This is a genomic window from Sediminibacterium sp. KACHI17 (assembly GCF_040362915.1).
Lineage (GTDB): Bacteria > Bacteroidota > Bacteroidia > Chitinophagales > Chitinophagaceae > Sediminibacterium.
In genome coordinates this window covers 994,341-1,017,898 of record NZ_AP029612.1, presented here as the reverse complement: position 1 = coordinate 1,017,898, position 23,558 = coordinate 994,341, and the positions used below count along the sequence as shown (strand labels likewise).

The window sequence follows — 23,558 nt, the reverse complement described above, 5'->3', positions numbered from 1 at the left end:
TTGCCTTACTTAAACAATAGCTAAAGCTTGTAGTTTATCGTTACCTAATTGCGTTTTTAGAGCTTCTAGTCCATCAAACTTGATCTCGTTCCGCAATTGTTTTAATACATGAATACGCAATTGTTGTCCGTAAATGGTTGCATCAAAATCAAAAATATTTACTTCGATCACTCTTTTCTTTCCATCAATGGTTGGACGGATGCCAATATTCATCATGCCTCCCAGTTTTTGTGAAACGTTAGCATCATCGGATATAAGTTCAACATGCACTGCGTATACGCCATTACCCGGTATCAGTTTTTCTTCACTGCCGATATGCAGATTGGCGGTCGGGTAGCCAATGGTACGTCCTAGCTGATTGCCTTCGATCACCAATCCTTCAAAAAAGTAAGGATAACCCAAAGCTGCATTGGCAGTGTCAATATCATTTTCAGCAATGGCTTTGCGTATCCGTGTTGAACTGACTGCGATCTCATTCAGCAATTGTTCTGTGATCTCTTTTACTTCAAAACCTAATTGTTTACCATAGGCTTCCAATAGGTGATAGTCGCCTGTTCTCCCTTTTCCAAAACGATGATCATACCCTATGATGATGGTATGTGGATTGAAATATTTGTAAAGAAAATCTTTTACATATTCATCTGCAGATTGATTGGCAAAATGGTGATCAAAAGGAACAACCACCAAATGATCAATACCTGCTTTCTCCAGCAGTAATTTCTTTTCAGATAAAGTATTCAACAGTTTTACATCACCTGGAACAGATGATACGATCTTTCTGGGATGTGGGTGGAAAGTAATGATGATGGTCTCACCGTTGATCCGGGCCGCTTCTTCTTTCATTTGAGCCAATATCTGCTGGTGTCCTTTGTGCACGCCATCAAATGTGCCAATGGTTACTACAGCATTCCTAAATTCCGGTAAAGAGCCCGCCAGTTCACGATGTACTTTCATAGCGGTGCAAAAATACAGAGTTCGAAGGAGATGGTTGTTGGGATATTGGGTGATTGGGTGATCAGGAAATCGGGGAATCGGGGAATCGGGTTGAGAAAATATTTGCGAATGCAATAATGCAAATCAATATTCAGTTGGTCTTATCACCCAATCACCCAATCACCCAATCACCCAATCACCCAATCACCCAATCACCCAATCACCCGATCTGCCATCCATTACTTACCTTTGCCCGGAATCACAAATCTCACAATTCATGTCTCTTTACGCTCAACGTGGTGTTTCTGCTCAGAAAGAGGAAGTTCATGCGGCCATTCAAAAACTAGATCAGGGGTTATATGCACATGCTTTCTGTAAAATTTATCCTGATTTTCTTTGTGGAGATGAGCAGTGGGTCAACATCATGCATGCGGACGGGGCCGGTACTAAAAGTATTCTTGCCTATTTATATTGGAAAGAAACAGGCGACTTGTCTGTTTGGGAAGGGATCGCTAAAGATGCGGTTGCCATGAATATCGATGACCTGCTTTGTGTGGGTGTGACAGACAATATTCTGTTTTCTTCTACGATCGATCGGAATAAACTCCGCATTCCCGGAGAGGTCTTGCAGGCAGTGATCAACGGAACACAATCTTTTTTTGATCAGCTGAAGCAATATGGGGTGAATATCCATTATCTAGGTGGAGAAACAGCAGATGTAGGTGATGTGGTCAGAACGATCGCAGTCAATGGAACCATGACCAGTCGCTGGCCAAAAAATAAACTGATCACCAATGAGAAGATTTCAGCCGGAGATGTGATCGTTGGTTTTGGCAGTGCAGGTAAAGCCGAATATGAAACCGAATACAATAGTGGATTAGGGAGCAATGGTTTGACCAGCGCTCGTCATGATGTATTAGAGAAATATTATGCGACCCACTATCCGGAAACTTTTGAACCGCAGCTTTCAGATGCGGTAGTATATATCGGCAAGAATAAAATGACCGAACGTCTTTCTGTACCTGGCTTTGGTGAGTTAGAGATCGGCAAATTATTGTTGAGTCCAACCAGAACCTACGCCCCATTGGTGAAACAATTGCTTGATCATCATTTTGATGCGATCCATGGTATGATCCATTGTAGTGGGGGTGGACAAACAAAATGTATGAAATACCTGCCGGGTAATTTTAAGATCATCAAAGATCAGTTATTTGAGATCCCACCGATCTTTCATTTGATCCGGGAAAACTCCGGCGCAGATATGCGTGAAATGTATCAGGTATTCAATATGGGACACCGCCTGGAGGTATTTACCCCTCAAGCATCGGCCCAAGCTATGATCGATATCGCCACTGCGTTGGGTATTGAAGCTAAAATTGTGGGAAGGGTAGAGCCGGCAACAACATCGTCACTGCATTTGCATACCATTGAAGGAGAAATTGTTTACCAATATTAACAGGTTGGCAATCACATGATCCTTATTTTTGAAGAAGGTACATCATCAATACACGGAAAAGTAACTTAGTAACATGTCTGAAACAGTAGTCTCTATACGCAACGCCAAGATCTATCAAGGAAATAGTCTGATCCTGGAAGATGTCAATTTTTCTGTCAACAAAGGAGAATTCGTTTATCTGGTCGGTAAAACCGGTACAGGTAAAAGTAGCTTGCTGAAAACCCTTTATGGTGAATTACCCTTGACGGAAGGAAGTGCATCTGTGGTTGGATTTAACCTTCGCGAAATGGATTGGAAAAAAGTTCCATTCCTGCGTCGTAATCTGGGTGTGGTATTCCAAGACTTCCAATTATTGACTGACCGTAATGTGCACGAAAACCTGCGCTTTGTTTTGAAAGCAACAGGTTGGCAAGATGAAAGACTGATCGAAGAAAAGATCAATGATGTTCTCGATAAAGTTGGATTGAAAAGCAAAGGGTTCAAAATGCCTTTTGAAATGAGTGGTGGAGAGCAACAACGTGTAGACATTGCACGTGCATTACTCAATTCTCCTAAGCTGATCTTAGCAGATGAACCTACCGGAAACCTCGATCCGGAAACCAGTGATGAGATCATGCAATTATTGATTCAGATCGCCCGTGATTATGGTACAGCGGTGATCATGGCTACCCACGATTTCATTGTCATCAATCGATATCCATCCCGTATTCTGAAAACTGAAAAGGGTAGGGTGTTGGATAGTGCTGCAGTGGAGAATTAGGTGTTAGGTACTGGGTGCTAGGTTCTGGGTTCTGGGTGATGGGTGATGGGTTCCTTTTTTGTTCACTCAACTTTCTCCCCAGATCCATCCAATTTGTTTCTTGGCGTTTCTTTCGTTGTTGAAAAGATGATCCGTGAGTGATCTCCTGTGTGCTGTTTCTGTAGAGGTGAAGGGGGTGAAGAACAGTTCCTCTATTTTATTTGCAAAGGCTTCCGGCGTTTCAGCAATATGACAAGTGGATTCAAGTCCTGAATTGTTTACCGTGGCATGATTCACCAAACAATGTCTTCCATTAAAAATGGCATTCACCAATTTGATCTTGATGCCGGTGTGTGTATAAGAAGGTAAAATATTGATCTGCGCTTTTGCGATCATGTCCTGCATCTCTCGCTCTGATGGGTTCGCCACTAAACAGGTATGTCCTTTGCTATGCGCCAACTCTTCCAGTTTTTTGGATGGATTTTGTCCTGCGATCACAAACGGTATCTCCACTTTGTTGAATACTTTTTCCAGCAGCCATGTAGCTGCTTTTTCGTTGGCATCAATACTTAAATCGCCATGGTATAAACAGAAACTACCGTTCCCTACTTTTTCTTTTACATGCCAATGTGGTGGCACATACAGGGGAAGTTGTTCAATGTTTTTACAACCAAATTCTTTTCGATACACATCATCATCTGCTTCGGTCATTCCCCAGAATGTAGCTCTCTGAGCGATCTTACGCTCATAGCTTTTCAGCATGATGCTTTCACGTTTGAAATAAAGTTTACGAAAAGCGGTGGATGCATTTCTGTACAGATCGTTATAGTACTGGTATTCTACATTGTGCAATCGCACAAACAATTTTCTTTGATTGAAACGTTCATCAACAATGGGGTATGTGCAATGCACTCCTTCCATAAAAATGGGATATTCATCCTGCAACAAACGTTGCACCAGGTCCTCGTTTTTTCTGGAGGCAACGATATAGGGCAGTGCCGTAGAAATACCTTTATGTCCGGTATGACGCTGATAATAATGAACCGATTCACAAAACTGATTCAACTCCGGTTGCTCTCCTCTTCCATAATCAAAACAATGCAAATGGATGCGTACACCTTGCTGCTGTAAAGCTTGCAGCTTGTAGAATACATCATACACTCCCCCCTGATTTACAGGGTAAGGCACCGTGTAGGAGATGATGTGCAGATGCTTGTCCATTTACAATTGATTATAAAACGCCCTCAGTTTCAATTCCTCATGTTCCCAGTTCAGCACAGAACGTGCTTTTAATGCATTTTGTTGTAATTCTTGGTATAAAACACGGTCGCGCAGCATTTTGTTCAATTCCTGGGCAATAGAAATGCTGTCAGGTTCATCAATCAGATGGGCAAAACCATACTGGCTATTGATCTTTTGGTATTCAGGATAATTGACACAGAGTTGTGGAATCCCTGCCATCATATAATCGAAAAAACGATTTCCCAGTGATTGATACTGGTTAAGTCCTTTCAGGCTGAATAAAGTGAGTCCGATAGCAGCTTTTTGTGTGATTTCTCTTAACTGATGCGGTGCGACCATTCCCTTTAGCAGTACTTTGTCTTCTAGTTTGTATTGGCGGATCAACAACTTTGTCTGTTCAAAAAAGCTGCCATCACCGCAGATCCATAACGGGGCTTGAACTGATTGCATGGCCGGTATCAATGTTTCAAAACAGCGGCCTTCATTCACTGCACCCTGATAAAGAATATATCCTTCCGGATTGTAGTTTTCCAATGGATAGCATATTGGGAGGTTTCTGATAACGGTGTAGGTTACGCCATATTTGTATTGGAAATGATCTGCTATGAACTGATTCACCGTGTATCCCCATGTAAACCTTGGAACGGCAAAAGCCTCGATCCATGACCAGATCTTTTGTACTGTGGGTCTGCGAATGATCTCTGCCTGCTCGGTAAAAAGTTCATGGGCGTCATAAACCCTTTTTTGCTTTTTGAGACGGGAAGAGAAATAGCAGGGCAGGATGGTATCAAGATCGATCGCGCAGAGAATATCGGCACGGGTAAACAAAAGAAATAGGAACAGTCGGAGGTTGTATTCTGCATAAAACAAAAAGCCCTTTTCAAAAAAACAGGAAAGTCTTTTTTGTTGGAAGGGTTGATCCTGTAAAATAGTGGAGGAGGCTTTCTTTCTTCCCACCAATAAAACCGAGTATCCTTGCGCAGATAAACTACCGGCAATTCTTTGCATGCGCTGGTCGTAATTCAGGTCATTGGTAACGGTAAAAATGATCCTTTTCAATGGGTATACTTATCCAACAAATATAGGCTTGCAAAATGGAACAAGAAGTCGCTAAAATAAGTGATTTTTTATTCGATATGACCCTGTTTAAATAATTGATTGTCAGTTTGTTTTGAAAATTTGAAAAAGATTATTTTTTTTCCTTATTCTTTTTCTCCACGTCTTATACACAGGGGTATAATCTTTCCAAAAATTCTTCCTCTTTTCACGTATGTTCGCAGGTACTAAATTGAGGAAACGTGAGATTAAAATCATTAGAAATCAAAGGGTTCAAAAGTTTTGCTGATAAAACTGTGGTGAGTTTCGATGAAGGGATAACCGGTATCATCGGACCTAACGGTTGCGGCAAGAGTAATATCATTGACAGTATTCGTTGGGTTATAGGTGAACAAAAGATATCGGCATTAAGAAGTGAAAACCTGGAAGCATTGGTTTTCAATGGAAGTAAGACCAGAAGTCCGAGTGGTCTTGCAGAAGTTAGTCTCACTTTCGAAAACACAAAAAATTTACTGCCCACAGAATTTAGTACGGTTACCGTTACACGTCGATTTTACAAAAATGGAGAAAGTGAATATCGTCTCAACGATGTGACCTGCAGATTGAAAGATATTCATAACCTGTTTCTGGATACCGGTGTCAGCACAGATAGTTATGCCATTATTGAATTGGGAATGGTGGATGATATCATCAAAGACAAGGAGAACAGTCGTAGAAGAATGTTGGAACAGGCTGCCGGTATTACCATTTACAAAACGCGTAAGAAAGAAGCTAAAAATAAACTGGATGCCACCGAACAGGATCTGGCACGTATCGAGGATCTGTTATTCGAGATCAACAACCAATTGAAGACCCTCGAAAACCAGGCAAAAAAAGCGGAGAAGTATTACGAGATCAAAAAAGAATACAAAGAGGTTTCTGTAGAACTCGCGAAAGCTGCTTTGGAAGGTTTTAATATCACTTACAAAGAGCTGAATGAACAACAGGAACTGGAGATCAATAAAAAAGTACAACTCGATGCAGAGATCGCCATTGAAGAAGCGGCTATCGAACAGGAAAAAGTAGGCTTTATCGAAAAAGAAAGAGCCTTACAGAGCATGCAGCATGAGTTCAATGATCTGTTGCAAAATTTACGTAGCAAAGAGAACGAAAGAAACCTGGCTACCCAAAAACTGCATTACCTCAAAGAGAAAGAAACTAGCCTGAAAGATTTTCTGGAAAAAGCATCCGGACAATTAAAAACGATTGGTGATTCGATTGAGTATACCCAAATGCAGGTGGGAGAAGAAGAAGCCAAATTGAGTGAATTACAAGACCGGGTTGAAACGGCTAAACTGGATATCGAAGACAAACGTCGTTTATTTGATGAGCGCAGAAGCGGTGTTGATGCACTTCGTAATCAATACCAGCAAATTCAACGCAATCAGTTTGATGCGGAGAAAAAAGTAGCAGTTGCGGATACTTCTATTCAAAACCTGCAGCGTGCACAGGCGCAATTATCTGAAGAGAAACAAAGCCGTGAAGCGCAGTTAGAGCAGCTGCAAAAAGAGTTGGTTGAAAAAGAAGAAAGTCTCGAAGCCCGTAGGATCGATCTGCAGCAGTTACAGGAACAGCATGACCGTACACGTGAAAATATTTTTGAAACACAGGCTCAGCTAGAAGTGTTGCGTAATGAACTGGCAGAAGAGAATCGAAAACTGGATGCCAAGCGTAACGAATATAACCTTTTGAAAAGTTTGATCGACTCAATGGAAGGTTATCCGGAGAGTATCAAATTCCTGCACAAAAATCCAAACTGGAATCACTCTGCACCTATTCTTTCTGATATCATTTATGTAAAGGAAGAGTACAGGGCTGCTGTTGAAAATGTGTTGGAACCCTATCTGAACTACTATGTGGTGAACAACCTGGAAGAAGGATTGCAGGCGGTTCATTTATTGGATAATAACAATAAAGGGAAAGCCAACTTCTTCATGCTGGATAAGTTTAACGACCTGCGTGTAGAAACGCACCAGCCCGCCCATACGATCCGCGCGATGGAAGTGATCGAAGTGGATGATCAATACCGCAAACTGGCGGAGTACCTCTTGGGCAATGTCTATATCGCTGAAAATGACGAAGCGATTACCAACAGCAATGGCGCTGTAGTATTGGAGAAAACCGGTAAATATGTGAAAGGGAAATACACCCTTACCGGAGGTAGTGTAGGATTGTTTGAAGGAAAGAAAATCGGTCGTGCTAAGAACCTGGAAAAACTGGCTGAAGAAATTCAGGATCAGGAATCTGTGGTGAGTTTATTAAAAGCAGATATTCAGGCTAAGCACAATGAAGTGATCGCTTTCAATGAGCAATTGAAAGAAAATGCCATCAAGCAAACCGAAAATGAGATCAATCAGTTGACCAACCAGGTATTTGCTACTAAAAACAGGATCGAAAACCTGCAAGCCGCTCAACAAAATGCTGTTCAGCGTTTAGCAGATCTGGATACCCGTTTGCAGGACGAACAAGATGCTATTGCCGCAACACGTGAAGAACTGCATACCCTGAACGATCAATTGCTGCAAACAGGTGAGCAAATGAAAATGGTAGAGCAGGATTATCAATTGGCAGAACAAGAATACAATTTTGCATCTGTTCAGTACAATGAGATCAATCTTCAATTGACACGTCAGCAAAGTAAGATCACAACATTGAAACAAGAGTTGGTATTCAAAGAAAACCAATTAAGTGAATTACACCAGCAGATCGAAAGCAATACAGCACAACTCTCTGAAGCAACCGGTAATATTGAAGAAGGTGAAAAAGCCTTGATCGGTTCTGAAGAATTATTATTGGAGCTGATGCGTAAGAAAGAAGAAGAAGAAAAGAAATTGAATGAAGCCGATCAGGCATACTATAATCTTCGAAATGCTTTACAAGAGAAAGAAAGTGAGTTGCGTCTGAAAGTGAAGAGTAAAGAAATGATCGATCACCTCGTTACCGAGATCAAGGATAAGCTGAATGAGCTCAAACTCCAGCTCGCGGGAATGAAGGAAAGATTGAGCGTTGAATTCAAAGTAGAACTGGATGAGATCTTAGATCAGGCCAGAACTACAGATACTACACTCGAAGAGTTACAAGCTACGAGCGATAGGATGAAGAAGCGTTTGGAAAATATGGGCGAAGTGAATCCTACCGCGATCGAGGCATTCATGGAAATGAAAAAACGTTATGAGTTCATTCTGGAACAAAAGAATGACCTTGTTTCTGCCAAGGAGAGTTTATTACAAACAATCCAGGAAGTAGAAGCTACCGCTAATCAGCAATTCCTGGATACCTTCAATCAGGTTCGTGAGAATTTCCAGAAAGTATTTAAAGCCTTATTTACCGAGGAAGATACTGCTGATATGGTACTCGTTGATCCTACCAATCTTGCTGAAACCGGTATTGAGATCATCGCTAAGCCTAAAGGGAAACGTCCATCTTCTATCACTCAGTTGAGTGGGGGAGAGAAAACCCTGACCGCAACTGCATTGTTGTTCTCGATCTACTTGATCAAACCCGCGCCATTCTGTATCCTGGATGAGGTGGACGCTCCATTGGATGATGCCAACGTTGGTAAGTTCACGCAGATGATCAAGAAGTTCAGTGATAACTCTCAGTTCATTATTGTAACGCACAACAAGCAAACCATGGGTGCTGTAGATGTGATTTATGGTGTTACAATGCAAGAACCTGGTGTGAGCAAGTTGGTACCGGTGGATTTTAGAAGTCTATCCAATTAATATTCTTGAAAAGTGAAAGGTGAAAAGTGAAAGGTGGTTGTTTTAACCCATTTCACTTTTCACCTTTCACTTTTTTATATCTTATCTGCTATGTATAAAGGTGTCTTCATACTCTACCTTGTTTGTTTTGGCTGTTACCTGTTGTTTACCAGGCAGCCTGATTATTTTGATGGAGTACAGGTGCCTGCTATTGTTAGGAAAACAGTCAATATAACTGATGGAAAACCTGTTCTGAAGGCAGTTTTTAATACCGGGACAAAAGAGTTCGCGATTGATCCGAATTATATTTTTCGAAACATTGAGGAAGGGCAAAAACTAACTGTCATTTATGAGACCGGACTTCCTGAAAAAGGCGCTGTATATACATTTTGGGGCTACTGGATCTCATGGGGAGAGCTGGTGATGTCTGTAGTACTCTGTTTCGCTTTGTTTCAAATCGCAGTTTCGGTAACCAATAATCCAAGTCCCGAATCCTTGATCGAACAAATGGAATTCAAGGAAGAGAAAAAGAAAAAATACCTCGACTAGCTGGAAAATAATTATAAGCTGGTGTATTGATATTCGATTCTGCCAATCTGGAGTTTGCTTTTATCACTACAAGTCTCTTCAATTTTGAGCCCTTTATCATTGTACTTGTATTTCCAGACAAAATAATTACTGCTGCCCAGTGAAAATTGTGTCATCTGACTTAATTGATTGGAAGTATTGTATTCATAAATAAAATCGGGCAGTAACTTCTTGGCTTTACTGTTATATCGTACAATATCTGTAAGCTGTCGGTTATTATTGTAATAGTAGTAGTAACGTTCAACGACACGGTCATTTTTCTTCCATACTTCTTCACCAATATTTTGCTGATCATCTTTGATGAACTGAACGATGATCGTGTCAGTATTGTTTTTGATTCGCAGCATTTTTGATGGAGCACCATATTCGTCATACGACCATTCGTGCACTTCAGCGATCGTACTGTTCATAAAAGTATCTACAGTAGATAAATGAACTTTTTGGATACGCCCTTGGGCATCATAACTGTAATCAGTTTTATTGCTGATGTTTTTATTGTTAGACTGGGTCCGCTTTAGGATGCCCATATCATAGTTATTGACGGTGGTGCCGGTTTGATTATTATTGGTTGTAGTGATGGTCACTTTCTTGCCGTCGCGGCTGATTTCTTGTGTAACAGAAAAACCCTCTGTAAGACTATTATCCGGCTCATATGAAATGGCTTTCACACTTGCGATCTTTTGACTTCTCAATAACCGATATTGATCATTCCCCTGCTTGATGGAGATGATATCATTGAAATAATATTGAGCATTGGCACTAAAAGCCAGCAACAGATAGATGATTACCGGAAGTCTTTTTATCATGGTGGTAAAATTACTTAAATCCTGCTGTTCATTTTTCAACATTCAGGCAACATCGCCGCTTAGCCACTTGTTGCATAGGATTAGTTCTGTATTTTTAGTCAAACGTTAACAAGTGTCACATTTACCTGAAAGGAAAGAAAAAATCTGTCTTAACTGCGGTGCCGCCCTTCACGGGCGATTTTGTCATTATTGCGGTCAGGAAAATATAGAACCCAAAGACAGCTTTTGGCATCTTGTAACTCATTTCGTGTATGATATCATTCATTTCGACGGTAAATTTTTCAGTACACTTAAATACCTGCTTTTCAGACCCGGTTTTTTATCCCATGAATATCTTCGGGGGAGAAGGGCTGATTATCTCCATCCCATCAGGATGTATGTATTCACCTCTGCATTTTTCTTCCTGATATTCTTTAGTTTCTATCAAAAAGAAGAAGCGATCGATATCAAAGAGAAACGAGATACGCTAGAGGAAGTGATCGAAGACCTGCAAAATGAAAAAACTCGTCTGGAAAAAAAGATCCAAAAAGACACCGCTTCTTTTGCTGCTGAAAGATTAAAGGAGAAGCTAAAAAATGTTGAAGCAGAACTTGCAATGGTTCAAAAAGACAGTTCTTTAATAGACAGTGTTAAGTCTTTATCCAATGGAAGCTTTACACTGGTGTCTTTTGATAAAGAAACAAAATATCGAGAGCTGAAATCGGTTCAGCAGTATGATTCAGTTCAGGCCTCATTACCAGAGCGTGAGAGGGATGGATTCTTGAAGCGGGCGGTAAAACGTCAGGATATCCATCTCAATGAAAAATATAACAACGATGGATCAGCGATTTTAAAGGCAGTGACCAATAAGTTCATTCATTTCTTTCCCCAGATGCTCTTTTTGTCTTTGCCTTTATTCGGTTTTTTACTGTTGCTGCTTTATTTCAAGCATAAGCAGTTCTATTATGTAAATCATGTGATTTATTCGATACATCTGTATTGTGCTTTATTCATTATTATCCTGTCGGGGCTTTGGCTGAATAGTATACTGACCATGATCTCTCACCAGGAGCAGGACTGGATAGGCGGTGTATTTACATTCGCAGGGTTCTTCTATTTATATAAATCCATGCGTAATTTTTACGGACAAAGAAGAGCAGTCACAATCCTTAAATACATGTTCCTTCTGTTCTTATCCTTGTTTGTGATGCTTTTATTGTTTGGGGTATTTTTCCTTTTCTCTGCTTTTACTTTATAATGTTGAAATGAACGATTATGAAAGAATTGAGTGATAGCTTTTTAAAATTGGTAACCATCATGGATGAACTGCGCGAACAATGTCCATGGGATCGTAAGCAGACCATTCATACGCTGCGCTCAATGACCATTGAAGAAACCTATGAGCTGGCAGATGCCATCGATGCCAACGATTGGAAGGGTATCAAAGAAGAATTGGGCGATATGCTGCTGCATATCCTTTTTTACAGTAAGATCGGCACTGAGCAGCAGCAATTTGTATTGCAGGAAGTCATTGATGGTATCGCCGCTAAATTGATCAATCGCCATCCACATATTTATGGAGATGTACAGGTGAAGGATGAAGAAGACGTAAAGAGAAATTGGGAGCAGATCAAAATGAAGGAGGGGAAGAAATCCGTATTGAGTGGGGTTCCAAAATCACTTCCCGCTGTTGTGAAAGCAGCTCGTATCCAGGAAAAAGCAAAACAGGTAGGGTTTGAATGGGACAATCGCGAAGATGTATGGAAGAAAGTACAGGAAGAAACAGGGGAACTGCTGGAAGCCGTTGAATCAGAACAAAAAGATGCCATTGAAGATGAATTTGGAGACCTGCTCTTTAGTTTGATCAATTATGCACGGTTTTTGCAGATAGATGCCGAGGCCGCTTTGGAGCGTACCAACAAAAAATTTATGTATCGTTTTCAGGAGATGGAAAAGATGGCTGCGGAGAAGGGGCTACAACTAGGGAGTATGTCATTAGAAGCCATGGATGAGCTCTGGAACGAGATCAAAAAGAAAAAAGTAGCACCTTGATCAGTACACTACAAAAAGCGATTTATAAACATGGTTATTTGATCATTACAGCAGCATGGCTGTACACTTTTTCATTTATATTCATCAACTACTGGAGTTATAACGCATCACCTCAAAAAGTTCAATCAAAATTATCACAACGAATTGTCCGGCTGGAAGAAAAGCTGGAGAAGTTAGTGGATGATACCGCTCGGATCAATGCACTGATCATATCCAAGAACAATGAGCAGAAGGAAAAAATGGTCAAAGAAGGATATGGTTTATTTATTTATGAACTCAATGCTGTTGCTCCTCCTGCATTATTGTACTGGAATACCAATCAGTATTATACAGTACCGGATGATCTATACCGACAAGATAGTAGCTGGTTCTCTGTAAAAAGAAATGGAGAATTTGAGATCATAAAACGAAAGATTTCACTAAATGACCGTGACTTATTGATCTTAGGTATGATACCCATCCGGTGGTCTTACTTTATCGAAAATAAATACCTCCACAGTGATTTTGCCGGATATGACGGATTGGATGAACAATATGAGTTGATAACAGTGCCCGGTGAAGATGTACTACCCATCTATAATAGCGAAGGGAATACATTATTCGGAATTCGCTTGAAGCAAGGGAAATCATTTTTATCTTATGATGGCGTTACTATTTTATTACGGGTATTAGCGATCGTTTTTTTACTCGTCTTCTTTCATTCCATTTGTGTGGAAGTAATGCAAAGAAATGGATTCCGGATTGGCTATGCTTTATTGGTTGGCTTGGTTTTATTGATTCGATTGATCGCTTATCAATTCAATTTTCCATTTGATTATTCCAAACTGCCCTTATATGATCCATCGATCTATGCTTCCAACGCATTGCATCCATCATTAGGAGATCTCTTGGTCAATTCGGTCTTGTTATTCTGGTTGATCGGCGTATATAAGAATTATACTGATGGTAAGACATGGTTTATAAAGCCTCTGCCGGTTAAGATCAGGAACTATGGAGGCATTTCTTTACTCACTTTGATGGGCTACCTTATTGTAGATGTCATCAAAAGTTTGGTTCAAGATTCCAAAATATCGACCGATGTAACGAATTTCTTCAGTCTCGATTTTTATAGTGTTATTTCTTTTGTGATCCTGTGTTTTCTCGTTCTTAGTTTTTTTGAGTTTTCTCAGATCGTTCTCCGTCCGATCACAGAACGTAAATTCCCTTTATTTGAACAAGCCATTACTGTTGCAATCAGCGGTTTTCTTTGCTTGCTCTTATCTTATTCCAATAAAGAGATCCCATCCGGGTTGGGTATACTTATATGGTTGATCTTATACCTGGTCATTCTTCACTTGCGCAAATCTGATCTTAATCTGCCCTTGCTGCGATCGCCTTTCTTTATTTTTTGGGTGATGTTCTTTACATTCTCTATTGCTGCTGTTGTCATGTATGAGAATAGGATCACCGAGTTCGAACAACGGAAAAGAATCGCACAGAAGCTGGCTCTGCAGGTAGATCCATCCGGAGAAAATTTATTGAATATTGCTGCTACCAATTTTGATGATGAATTTTTAAAGCAAAACTTTTATCGCTTTCAAAGTGAGTATACCAATAAGTTCATAAAGGATAGTCTCATCAACCAGAACTTTTCGGGATACCTGAATAAATACGATACGCGTATCTATACATTTGACAGCCTCTATCATCCTTTATATAATGAGGATTCTACAGATTATGCAGCTATCAAGACCATTGTCTTGAACCAGGCCCGACCTACAGTTATACCGGGATTATACAGCTATGATAATACAGGTGAAGGGTTTAGTTATCTCTATCAAAAGGAAGTAAAGGATCGGAAAAATACCCTGGGGTATATTTTTGTCATCGCAAAATCCAAGCGATATAAGAGTGAAGCTTTATATCCTGAGCTATTCAACCAGGCACAGGACCTGTCATCTGACCTGAATACGAATTACGCCTACGCCATTTATAACAAGGGTAGTTTGATCAATTATTTCAATACCTATAGTTTCCCTTCAAGACTGAATAAAAAGGAAGTACCTGAGTTTGAATACACATATAAAGTGGTAGGTGATTACAGCGAACTTTGGTATAACAGTGGAGATGATAAACAAGTGCTTTTGGTAAAGCGCAATACATGGCTAGTTGAATCATTGACCTTGTTTGCATATTTATTCTGTTCATTCTTATTCATCGTTTTTATTTTTCATACAGGGGGACAATTATTGAAAGCACGATTTAAATGGCGTGAGATCAAGAAACTGTTTCGTTTTAATATTCGTACACAGATACAGTCGACCATTATTTTCTTGAGTGTCTTTTCATTTGTTGTGATTGGTATCGCCACTATTTCATTCTTTATTATTCGATTCAACAGAAGCAATGAAGACCGTTTATCGAAGGCCATACAAGTGATGGGTAATGAGATCAATAGTAAACTGAATTCACAGTTTAGTTTTGACGATGTATTGACCGTTCAGAATAATATTCTTACCAAAACACTGGAACGAGATATTGCTGAAGTTTCTGATTTGCACAATGTAGATGTCAATTTTTATGATATCAATGGGAACCTGTTGGTTTCAACACAGCCTTATATATACAATAAGCATTTGCTTAGCACACAGATGGAGCCAAGAGCCTATCAGCAATTGCATTATGATAATAATATTCGCTATATACAATCCGAAAAAGTGGGTGATTTTGAATATCTCAGTATTTATGTACCTCTTTCGGATGAGTCTGGAGATAATTATGCATACCTGAATATTCCATATCTGAATTCTCAAAATGAATTGAATCAGGAGATATCTGGATTTCTGGCAACACTGATCAATCTGAACGCCTTTATCTTCCTGGTAGCCGGAGCCATTGCCTTCTTTTTAACCAGTAGGATCACTGCATCATTTAGTCTGATCGGTGAAAAAATGCGTCAGATGAATATTGGTAAAGACAATCAGGAAATCATCTGGACGAGAAATGATGAGATCGGATTGTTAGTAGCGGAATATAACAAAATGGTGAAAAAGCTGGGAGAGAGTGCTCAGGCATTGGCGAGAAGCGAGCGGGAAGGTGCATGGCGGGAAATGGCCCGACAGGTAGCGCATGAGATCAAGAATCCGCTTACACCCATGAAACTAAGTATACAATACTTGCAGAAAGCTATTTTGAATGGAGCTCCCGATGTAAAACAGCTAACATCCAATATGGCTGTTACGTTGATTGAGCAGATCGATCAGTTATCAAAAATAGCGGGTGATTTTTCACAGTTTGCCAATATTGGAAATGCGCAGATGGAGACATTAGATCTTCAGGAAGTCATTGAATCTGTTGTACGTCTTTATCGCACGCATCCCGGATTAAATATTCATTGGGAGCCTTCGACCCATTCTGTTCGAGTGTTGGCAGACCGAGTTCAAATGAATCGTTTGTTGACGAACCTATTGCAGAATGCATCAGAAGCCAGATCAGGAGATGAAATGGTGGATGTTTTTGTGTCGCTGGAAACAAAGGATGAAACAGTATTGCTTTCAGTGAAAGACAATGCGGGCGGTATTCCTGAGTCCATGCAATCGAAAATATTTACACCCAACTTCACTACAAAATCTTCAGGTACCGGCTTAGGTCTTGCAATGTGTAAAGGCATCGTAGAAAATGCCAATGGACGTATCTGGTTTGAAACACAAGAAGGTACGGGCACTACTTTCTTTATACAGTTACCTCTCGTAACTAAATAAGCTATTGTAGTTGAAAATGATTGAACTGTATTCGCTTATGGTCTCTTCGCGTGTTGCTGAACTAAAAATGCTTCAAATTGATCTTTAGAAAAACTGCTAAGATTTTGATCTTTGGTCAGCCCGGCTTTTTGAGCAGCCAGTACACCATATTTACAGTCTTTAAATCCATCGATAGCATGGGCATCGGGGTTAATGGATATCAAGACACCTTTATCTAATGCTTTACCGATCCAACGCCAATCAATATCCAATCTTCGTGGATGAGCGTTCAGCTCAATGACCACATCATTGGCGGCACAAGCATCAATGATCTTCTCATGATCAACGGGATATCCGTTTCTGCTCAGTAAAAGTCTGCCGGTCATGTGCCCGAGAATACTGGTATATGGATTTTCAATGGCTGTGATCAGTCGCATCATTGCTTTATCCTGTGGCATTTTCAGGTTAGAGTGGATAGAAGCGATGATCAGATCAAATGAAGCCAGCACTTCGTCCGGATAATCGAGACTACCGTCGTTGAGGATATCGCTTTCAATGCTTTTGTATATTCGAAAGGAGCCTAATTGCTGATTGAGTTCATCGATTTGCTCATGTTGTGCCAAGACTCGCTCGATTTCTAATCCACTGGCATAAAAAGCAGATTTAGAATGGTCGCTGATGACCAGATACTCCAGGCCTTGTTCTTTTGCTGCTTTGGCCATTTCTTCCAGACTATGGCTGCCATCACTCCATTTACTATGACTATGAATGATGCCTTTGATATCATCTGATTGAATAATAATGGGTAATTTTTTCTCTTTTGCTTTTTCAATCACAGCTGGATCCTCACGATAATAGGGTGGTATATAGGCGATACCGGCACGCTCAAAAATGGCTTCTTCGGAAGTATATGCAATAGAAGCATCAAAAGGGTAAGATACTTTCCAAGCCGATAAAAATTCTTCGCTACAACTTGTTTCAAATTGTTTTTGAAAACATGAATCGATAGTAGAAATATAAAAGCCGAGTGTTACATTTTCTATCGCTCTTACAGATAAGTAAGAACTGTTTTCTGAGACGATGGTAAATTGTTGTTGGATAAAAAATGACTTCAATTGTTCCAAAGAAGTGGTTGTAACCCATTCAAGGATATCCACAATTTCATGCTGTTTTCGATAGGCGCCTGTGGATAAAAATGTTGCTCCCGGGAAGCTTTCCAATAGCTTTTTGGTGGCTTTTGGTTCAAATTCTTCCATTTGCTGATAGAGATAACTTCCGAGTGCATTGAAATAAAATTCAATAGCGTCTCGAATATTGTTCTGTGTTTTTTCACCAAAGCCTTTGTAAAGTGTTAGACGATTTTCGTTACAGGCGTATAATAATTCTCCCAGTGTTTCTATTTCCAGTTCTTTCCAAATCGTAGCAATTTTCTTAGGGCCGATACCTTTGATGTTCAACATTTCGATGATGCCTTCCGGTGTTTTTGCGAGGTATTCATCGAGAATGGCAAGTCTGCCTGTTTCTAATTGTTCAATGATCCTTTTCCCTGTACTTTCTCCGATCCCTTTCTGAATAAAAATTTTATCCTGAGAAAGGGTAGACAATTCTACGGGTAATTTATCTATGCTGAAAGCCGCGCTGGCGTAGGATTTGGCTTTAAAAGCATTGTCACCATGGATGTCCATGAGCTTTGATAATAGAGAAAAATTAGCGGCAATGGCTTCGTTGGTCATAGTCAATAGATATAAGAGAGGAGTGAAGTTAGGACAAAAAAAGTCCCGCAATTTGCGGGACTTTTAAATCTATTTTAGCAGAAGCTAAACTAAGATTACTTCTTTTTAGCGGCTTTCTTAGCAGCTTTTTTAGCAGCCTTTTTAGGAGCAGCTTTTTTAGCAGCTTTTTTAGGAGCAGCTTTCTTTGCAGCCTTTTTAGGAGCAGCTTTCTTTGCAGCTTTTTTAGGAGCAGCTTTCTTAGCGGCTTTCTTTGGTGCAGCTTTCTTAGCAGCTTTTTTTGCAGTTGCCATGTTTTTTAGATTTAATGGTTAGTAAATAATACATTAAAAATAAAAACTTATTTGTAACTACAAAAAATTTTTTTTATGCAGTCTCTGCAACCGGACTAACTGAAACAGTTGTCTTGTCGTTTTTTCCTTTTTTAAATTCAACGATACCGTCTGATAATGCAAACAAAGTATAGTCAGATCCAACACCAACATTTTTACCAGGATGGTAAACAGTACCTCTCTGACGAACAATGATATTACCAGCGATAGCAGGCTGACCACCATAAATCTTTACACCGAGACGTTTGCTCTGTGAATCGCGGCCGTTCTTTACACTACCTTCACCTTTTTTGTGTGCCATGGTTTATTGTTTTAAAATCTGTTCCACTCGAATGAAACAAGATCATGTTTTTTACTAAGCGATGCTTTCGATTTTGATACGGGTATAGTGGGTTCTATGACCATGCTTCTTGCGGAAGCCTTTCCTTCTTTTCATTTTGAAGGCGATCACTTTATCACCTTGTACCAGATCACTGATGATCTCAGCTTTAACGGTAGCTTTTACATTACTACCCGCCGCAACGGTACCTGCATTGTCTGTAAACAACACATCGGTGAACTCTACTTTATCTCCGGTTTTACCCTGCAGGTGAGGAACATACAGGCTTTGTCCTTCCTGTACCTTAAATTGCTGACCTGCGATTTTTACAACTGCTAACATAGCTATCCAAAATTAGGACGGCAAAGGTAGGGATTTGAAGGGGAATTTTGCAAAGATTTTTGAAATAATTCTATTCACCTGCGTGGATAAAACGAAAATACAACCTATTTGTCTTTTAAATCATGTAACTATTTCCGCACTAAGTGAACCTGATTTCTGCATCTGCTTGATTTTTAATTATTTATAATATTAGCATCCTTTCTCCCCATAAACCCCAACTTCTGTCTATTTTTGTCCATACCGGTCTTCAAGACCGCTCATTTGATATGAACCTGAAATCCTTATTGGCAAAACCTTTTGCCCAATACATTCATAAACAGATACGTAGAAATAGTAGTAATGCCCTTTCAGACCAGGATGCGATCCTCAAACAGCTCCTGAAAGTGGGGAAAGGGACTGTTTTTGGGAAAGACCATCTATTAGAGGCTGTTCATTCTCATGAAGAACTCCGGCAGGCTGTTCCAATACGGGATTATGAGTTGCTAAAACCATATATCAATCAGGTAAAAGAAGGGAAGGAAAATGTACTTTGGAAAGGGAAACCGATCTATTTTGCCAAAACCAGTGGTACCACCAGTGGGGTGAAATATATTCCTATTACCAAGGATTCAATACCCAATCATATCAATACTGCACGGAATGCGCTGCTATGTTATATGGCGGAGACCGGGAATAGTGCATTTGCCGGTGGTAAAATGATCTTTCTAAGCGGCTCTCCCGAACTGGAAAGAGTGGGTGGTATTCCAACAGGCCGCTTGAGCGGGATCGTGAACCATCATATACCTAGTTATCTCCGCACCAACCAATTGCCCAGTTATGAAACCAACTGTATCGAAGACTGGGAAACCAAATTGGATAAAATAGTTGCAGAAACCATTCACAAAGACATGAGTCTGATCAGTGGTATTCCACCTTGGATGCAGATGTATTTTGATCGTCTCATTGAAAAGAGTGGGAAAAAAGTAGGGGAGTTATTTCCCAACTTTAGCGTGATGGTACAGGGCGGTGTCAATTTCGAACCTTATCGTGCTAAACTTTTTGAGAGTATCGGAAGAAAGGTAGATTCGATAGAACTGTTTCCTGCCAGCGAAGGTTTTTTTGCTTTTCAGGATAGTCAGGAGGCAGAAGGACTTTTACTCAATACCAACAGCGGTATCTTTTTTGAATTTATTCCCGCAGGTGAGATCTTCTCAGAAAATCCAACCCGTTTGAGTTTGAAAGATGTGAAAGTAGGACAGAATTATGCTTTGATCATTAATAGCAATGCCGGTTTATGGGGATATAATATTGGGGATACCGTAAAGTTTCTCAGTACAGAACCTTATCGGTTAGTAGTAACGGGTAGGATCAAACATTTTATATCAGCATTTGGCGAACATGTGATCGGAGAAGAAGTTGAAGCCGCTTTACTGAAAGCAGCAACAGCAACAGGCGCAAGTATTGTAGAGTTCACTGTAGCACCTATGATCGCTCAGGGAGAAGGGAAAAGTTATCATGAATGGTTCATTGAATTTGAAAAAGAACCGGATGATATGGGCGCATTTATTGAACAGACGGATAATAATCTGCGGGAGAAAAATGTGTACTATGATGACCTGATCAAAGGCAACATATTACAACGATTACAGATCACCAAGATCAGAAAAAATGGGTTCATTGATTATATGCGATCTATTGGAAAATTGGGTGGACAAAATAAAGTACCCAGGTTGAGCAATGATAGAATCCTGGCAGATGGATTATCATCTTTTATCCATCAATAATGGAGTTAGAAAAAAAGTCACAGCCATATATTGTGGATCTATTTTATCGCATATAAAATTTAGCAGAAGATTTTAAAAGGGATCTACGATCGCATTTTATCTGCACTCATTTTTAGCATATATTGTGTAACTATGCCCGCAAATTGCGGATCATTTCTATGAATCAGAAAAGAATAGCCATATTTGGATCTACGGGATCTATTGGAACACAAGCGCTGGATGTAATTGCAGCGAATCCCGATTTATTTTCCGCAGAAATCCTCACTGCGCAAACCAATGATGAATTACTGATCAAACAGGCTTTACAATTCAATCCCAATTTGGTGGTGATCGGTGATGAAAGAAAGTGCCAGACTGTAAAAGATGCTTTATCCGGTACCGATATCAAGGTCTTTGCAGGTGAGAAAGCATTGGTGGAAGCCGCAGCAATGGATTGTTATGATATGATGCTGGCGGCTATTGTTGGATATGCAGGATTGAAGCCTACACTCATGGCCATCTCGAATGGTAAAGCGATCGGACTTGCCAATAAAGAAACATTGGTGGTGGCAGGAGATATTGTGATGCGTATGGCATTGGAAAAGAATGTGCCGATCATTCCTGTAGATAGTGAGCACTCAGCGATCTTTCAGTGTTTGGTTGGAGAAGGAAGAAATAAAATTGAAAAAATTGTTTTGACTGCCAGTGGCGGTCCCTTTTTAGGAAAAAAACCCAACTTTTTGGTCAATGTTAAAAGAGACCATGCTTTGCAGCACCCGAATTGGAGTATGGGCGCTAAGATCAGTATCGACTCTGCAACGCTGATGAATAAAGGGCTTGAAATGATCGAAGCAAAATGGCTTTTCAACCTTAGACCCGATCAGATAGAAGTGGTGGTACATCCGCAAAGTATTATCCATAGCTTGGTTCAATTTGAAGATGGAAGTATCAAAGCGCAGATGGGCTTACCGGATATGAAATTGCCGATTCAATATGCGATGGCATTTCCACAAAGGATACCCAATGCCTTCCCACGATATGATTTCAAAAGACCCAACACCCTTACTTTCGAAGAACCGGATACCAAGACCTTCCGTAATCTGGCATTGGCAACGGAAGCATTGCACAAGGGTGGGAATATGCCTTGTATCCTGAACGCGGCTAATGAGATCGCTGTTTTTGCATTTTTGCGTAATCGAATAGGCTTTTTGGATATGACGGAGGTTGTGGAACAAACCATGCGTAAAACTGCTTTTATTGAGAATCCAACGCTGGAAGAATACTTTGAGAGTGATGGCGAAGCCCGGAATTTCGCAGCCACTTTAATTCACCTGTAATCTTTTTCCTATTTTCACCACCAATTCATTATAACTGCACGGGAGAAAGACTTTTGTAATTTAAAACACAGCAGAAACCTGTATGACTTTATTAGCAATTGATTGGAGTAGTGTGGCGGTCAAGGCCGGACAATTCATTTTATCCTTTTCTATACTTGTAGTTCTTCATGAACTCGGGCATTTCTTACCTGCCAGATGGTTTAAATGTCGCGTAGAGAAATTCTACCTGTTCTTTAATCCCTGGTTTAGTCTTTGGAAGACCAAAAAAGGAGAAACAGAATACGGTTTGGGCTGGGTACCTTTTGGCGGTTATGTGAAGATCGCGGGAATGATCGATGAAAGTATGGACAAGGAGCAGATGAAATTACCTCCACAACCATGGGAATTCCGTGCAAAACCGGCCTGGCAAAGACTCATCATCATGATCGGTGGAGTAGTAGTGAATGTGATATTAGCCATTGTCATTTTTATAGGCATCACTTGGAAATGGGGTGAAGAATATTTACCGGTTAAGAATCTGAAATATGGTATTCATGCGGATTCATTGGCAAAATCAATCGGTATTCAAGATGGAGACAGAATTGTGGGGATCAACCAAAAAGCAATTGAAAATTTTGGCACACTGGAATCAGAATTGATGCTCAATGATGCACAAAACATTCAGGTTGAAAGAGCCGGAGCTACAATCGATGTAAAGATTCCCGAAGGTTTTATCAAACAATTGGTAAAGAATAGAAGAACAGGAGGAATGATCATTCCGCAATATCCTGCGATCGTTGATTCTGTTTCATCCAAAGATGCAGTGTTCACCAAGAATGAATTACGCAAAGGTGATACATTGATCGGATTGAATGGAACTGCTTTTAAATTCTATCATGAATATCAACAGTTGGTGAAGGGGTATGAAGATTCTATCGTTACCATCTCAGTATTACGCGGCGCAGATACGATCGATGTCAGAGCTCGGGTAAATGATAAAGGAAAGCTTGGTTTTTTTGCAGTATCACCTTTGACATTATTTGGTACAGTTACTAAAGAATTTACTTTGATGGAAGCCATTCCTGTTGGTTTCAATCGTTGTTGGGAAACCTTGGATCGTTACATCACAGGTATCAAACAAATCTTTACCGGTAAAGTAGATGCGAGTGATTCTTTGGGAAGTGTGATCAGTATCGGAAATACATTCCCCGGTGTATGGGATTGGGAACGCTTCTGGACCCTGACAGGAATTTTCTCGATCGTTCTTGCATTTATGAATATCCTGCCCATACCTGCGTTGGATGGAGGGCATGCACTTTTCACGCTGATTGAAATGATCACTGGTCGTAAACCGGGTGATAAATTCATGGAGTATGCGCAGATGGTAGGTATGATCTTATTATTGGGATTGATGGCCTATGCATTGGGATTGGATTTCTGGCGATTATTCAAATAAGTAAAATA

General features: G+C 40.1%; 18 protein-coding genes. 10 read left to right on the top strand and 8 right to left on the bottom strand.

The window, feature by feature from the left end; translation table 11 throughout:
* Positions 1-9: 9 nt before the first annotated feature.
* Positions 10-954, bottom strand: coding sequence for a bifunctional riboflavin kinase/FAD synthetase (locus ABXG83_RS04415; protein ID WP_353550277.1), 945 nt, complete (start codon positions 952-954; stop codon positions 10-12).
* Positions 955-1,210: 256 nt separating this feature from the next.
* Between ABXG83_RS04415 and ABXG83_RS04410 the strand changes: the two genes are divergently transcribed.
* Together ABXG83_RS04410 and ABXG83_RS04405 are read left to right on the top strand one after the other, a co-directional pair.
* Entirely contained in the window at positions 1,211-2,389 is a 1,179-nt protein-coding gene (locus tag ABXG83_RS04410) for an AIR synthase related protein (RefSeq protein WP_353550276.1), read from the top strand.
* Positions 2,390-2,462: 73 nt separating this feature from the next.
* Positions 2,463-3,149, top strand: a complete 687-nt coding sequence (locus tag ABXG83_RS04405; RefSeq protein WP_353550275.1) for an ATP-binding cassette domain-containing protein — start codon at positions 2,463-2,465, stop codon at positions 3,147-3,149.
* 66 nt (positions 3,150-3,215) lie between these two features.
* On the opposite strand, the gene ABXG83_RS04400 is transcribed toward ABXG83_RS04405, so the two are convergent.
* Both ABXG83_RS04400 and ABXG83_RS04395 read right to left on the bottom strand, forming a co-directional pair.
* A complete protein-coding gene (locus ABXG83_RS04400) occupies positions 3,216-4,349 on the bottom strand; it encodes a glycosyltransferase family 4 protein (RefSeq protein WP_353550274.1) in 1,134 nt (377 codons plus the stop codon).
* Positions 4,350-5,429, bottom strand: coding sequence for a glycosyltransferase (locus ABXG83_RS04395; RefSeq protein ID WP_353550273.1), 1,080 nt, complete (start codon positions 5,427-5,429; stop codon positions 4,350-4,352).
* Positions 5,430-5,668: 239 nt separating this feature from the next.
* On the opposite strand from ABXG83_RS04395, the gene smc reads away from it, so the two are divergent.
* The gene (smc, locus tag ABXG83_RS04390) at positions 5,669-9,190 is read left to right on the top strand and encodes a chromosome segregation protein SMC (protein ID WP_353550272.1); all 3,522 of its coding nucleotides are present in this window, start codon (positions 5,669-5,671) and stop codon (positions 9,188-9,190) included.
* Between the two features lie 90 nt (positions 9,191-9,280).
* Positions 9,281-9,718: a hypothetical protein gene (locus ABXG83_RS04385; protein ID WP_353550271.1), complete on the top strand. Its 438-nt coding sequence runs from the start codon at positions 9,281-9,283 to the stop codon at positions 9,716-9,718.
* A gap of 11 nt (positions 9,719-9,729) precedes the next feature.
* On the opposite strand, the gene ABXG83_RS04380 is transcribed toward ABXG83_RS04385, so the two are convergent.
* Positions 9,730-10,563, bottom strand: a complete 834-nt coding sequence (locus ABXG83_RS04380; protein WP_353550270.1) for a hypothetical protein — start codon at positions 10,561-10,563, stop codon at positions 9,730-9,732.
* Positions 10,564-10,675: 112 nt separating this feature from the next.
* Between ABXG83_RS04380 and ABXG83_RS04375 the strand changes: the two genes are divergently transcribed.
* From ABXG83_RS04375 to ABXG83_RS04365, 3 genes are read left to right on the top strand one after another with little or no spacing between them, the layout of a single operon-like run.
* Positions 10,676-11,800 carry a DUF3667 domain-containing protein gene (locus ABXG83_RS04375; protein WP_353550269.1) on the top strand — a complete coding sequence of 375 codons (1,125 nt, stop codon included), beginning with the start codon at positions 10,676-10,678 and terminating at the stop codon, positions 11,798-11,800.
* Positions 11,801-11,817: 17 nt separating this feature from the next.
* Positions 11,818-12,594: a nucleoside triphosphate pyrophosphohydrolase gene (mazG, locus tag ABXG83_RS04370; protein ID WP_353550268.1), complete on the top strand. Its 777-nt coding sequence runs from the start codon at positions 11,818-11,820 to the stop codon at positions 12,592-12,594.
* Entirely contained in the window at positions 12,591-16,334 is a 3,744-nt protein-coding gene (locus tag ABXG83_RS04365; protein WP_353550267.1) for a HAMP domain-containing sensor histidine kinase, read from the top strand. Before mazG ends, ABXG83_RS04365 begins: the two co-directional genes overlap by 4 nt.
* Positions 16,335-16,369: 35 nt before the next feature.
* Here ABXG83_RS04365 and ABXG83_RS04360 read toward each other — a convergent pair whose 3' ends face one another.
* The 4 genes from ABXG83_RS04360 to rplU form a co-directional block, all read right to left on the bottom strand.
* A complete protein-coding gene (locus ABXG83_RS04360; protein WP_353550266.1) occupies positions 16,370-18,046 on the bottom strand; it encodes a helix-hairpin-helix domain-containing protein in 1,677 nt (558 codons plus the stop codon).
* A 95-nt stretch (positions 18,047-18,141) separates the two neighbouring features.
* On the bottom strand, positions 18,142-18,336 hold the full coding sequence (locus ABXG83_RS04355) for a hypothetical protein (RefSeq protein WP_353550265.1): 195 nt from the start codon (positions 18,334-18,336) through the stop codon (positions 18,142-18,144).
* Between the two features lie 73 nt (positions 18,337-18,409).
* Positions 18,410-18,676 (bottom strand): 50S ribosomal protein L27, encoded by a 267-nt coding sequence (gene rpmA, locus ABXG83_RS04350; protein WP_178889867.1) that lies wholly within the window; start codon positions 18,674-18,676, stop codon positions 18,410-18,412.
* 54 nt (positions 18,677-18,730) lie between these two features.
* Entirely contained in the window at positions 18,731-19,036 is a 306-nt protein-coding gene (gene rplU, locus ABXG83_RS04345) for a 50S ribosomal protein L21 (protein WP_353550264.1), read from the bottom strand.
* A 266-nt stretch (positions 19,037-19,302) separates the two neighbouring features.
* Between rplU and ABXG83_RS04340 the strand changes: the two genes are divergently transcribed.
* The 3 genes from ABXG83_RS04340 (at position 19,303) to rseP (ending at position 23,550) form a co-directional block, all read left to right on the top strand.
* Positions 19,303-20,799 carry a GH3 auxin-responsive promoter family protein gene (locus ABXG83_RS04340; protein WP_353550263.1) on the top strand — a complete coding sequence of 499 codons (1,497 nt, stop codon included), beginning with the start codon at positions 19,303-19,305 and terminating at the stop codon, positions 20,797-20,799.
* A 158-nt stretch (positions 20,800-20,957) separates the two neighbouring features.
* On the top strand, positions 20,958-22,115 hold the full coding sequence (locus tag ABXG83_RS04335) for a 1-deoxy-D-xylulose-5-phosphate reductoisomerase (protein ID WP_353550262.1): 1,158 nt from the start codon (positions 20,958-20,960) through the stop codon (positions 22,113-22,115).
* An 82-nt stretch (positions 22,116-22,197) separates the two neighbouring features.
* Positions 22,198-23,550, top strand: coding sequence for an RIP metalloprotease RseP (rseP, locus tag ABXG83_RS04330; RefSeq protein WP_353550261.1), 1,353 nt, complete (start codon positions 22,198-22,200; stop codon positions 23,548-23,550).
* The last annotated feature ends 8 nt before the right edge of the window (positions 23,551-23,558 follow it).

What these genes read in the sequence shown, in the direction of transcription:
- ABXG83_RS04415 (WP_353550277.1), bottom strand. Translation starts at nt 954, where the DNA reads ATGAAAGTACATCGTGAACTGGCGGGCTCTTTACCGGAATTTAGGAAT.
- ABXG83_RS04410 (WP_353550276.1), top strand. Translation starts at nt 1,211, where the DNA reads ATGTCTCTTTACGCTCAACGTGGTGTTTCTGCTCAGAAAGAGGAAGTT.
- ABXG83_RS04405 (WP_353550275.1), top strand. Translation starts at nt 2,463, where the DNA reads ATGTCTGAAACAGTAGTCTCTATACGCAACGCCAAGATCTATCAAGGA.
- ABXG83_RS04400 (WP_353550274.1), bottom strand. Translation starts at nt 4,349, where the DNA reads ATGGACAAGCATCTGCACATCATCTCCTACACGGTGCCTTACCCTGTA.
- ABXG83_RS04385 (WP_353550271.1), top strand. Translation starts at nt 9,281, where the DNA reads ATGTATAAAGGTGTCTTCATACTCTACCTTGTTTGTTTTGGCTGTTAC.
- ABXG83_RS04380 (WP_353550270.1), bottom strand. Translation starts at nt 10,563, where the DNA reads ATGATAAAAAGACTTCCGGTAATCATCTATCTGTTGCTGGCTTTTAGT.
- mazG (WP_353550268.1), top strand. Translation starts at nt 11,818, where the DNA reads ATGAAAGAATTGAGTGATAGCTTTTTAAAATTGGTAACCATCATGGAT.
- ABXG83_RS04360 (WP_353550266.1), bottom strand. Translation starts at nt 18,046, where the DNA reads ATGACCAACGAAGCCATTGCCGCTAATTTTTCTCTATTATCAAAGCTC.
- ABXG83_RS04355 (WP_353550265.1), bottom strand. Translation starts at nt 18,336, where the DNA reads ATGGCAACTGCAAAAAAAGCTGCTAAGAAAGCTGCACCAAAGAAAGCC.
- rpmA (WP_178889867.1), bottom strand. Translation starts at nt 18,676, where the DNA reads ATGGCACACAAAAAAGGTGAAGGTAGTGTAAAGAACGGCCGCGATTCA.
- rplU (WP_353550264.1), bottom strand. Translation starts at nt 19,036, where the DNA reads ATGTTAGCAGTTGTAAAAATCGCAGGTCAGCAATTTAAGGTACAGGAA.
- ABXG83_RS04340 (WP_353550263.1), top strand. Translation starts at nt 19,303, where the DNA reads ATGAACCTGAAATCCTTATTGGCAAAACCTTTTGCCCAATACATTCAT.
- ABXG83_RS04335 (WP_353550262.1), top strand. Translation starts at nt 20,958, where the DNA reads ATGAATCAGAAAAGAATAGCCATATTTGGATCTACGGGATCTATTGGA.
- rseP (WP_353550261.1), top strand. Translation starts at nt 22,198, where the DNA reads ATGACTTTATTAGCAATTGATTGGAGTAGTGTGGCGGTCAAGGCCGGA.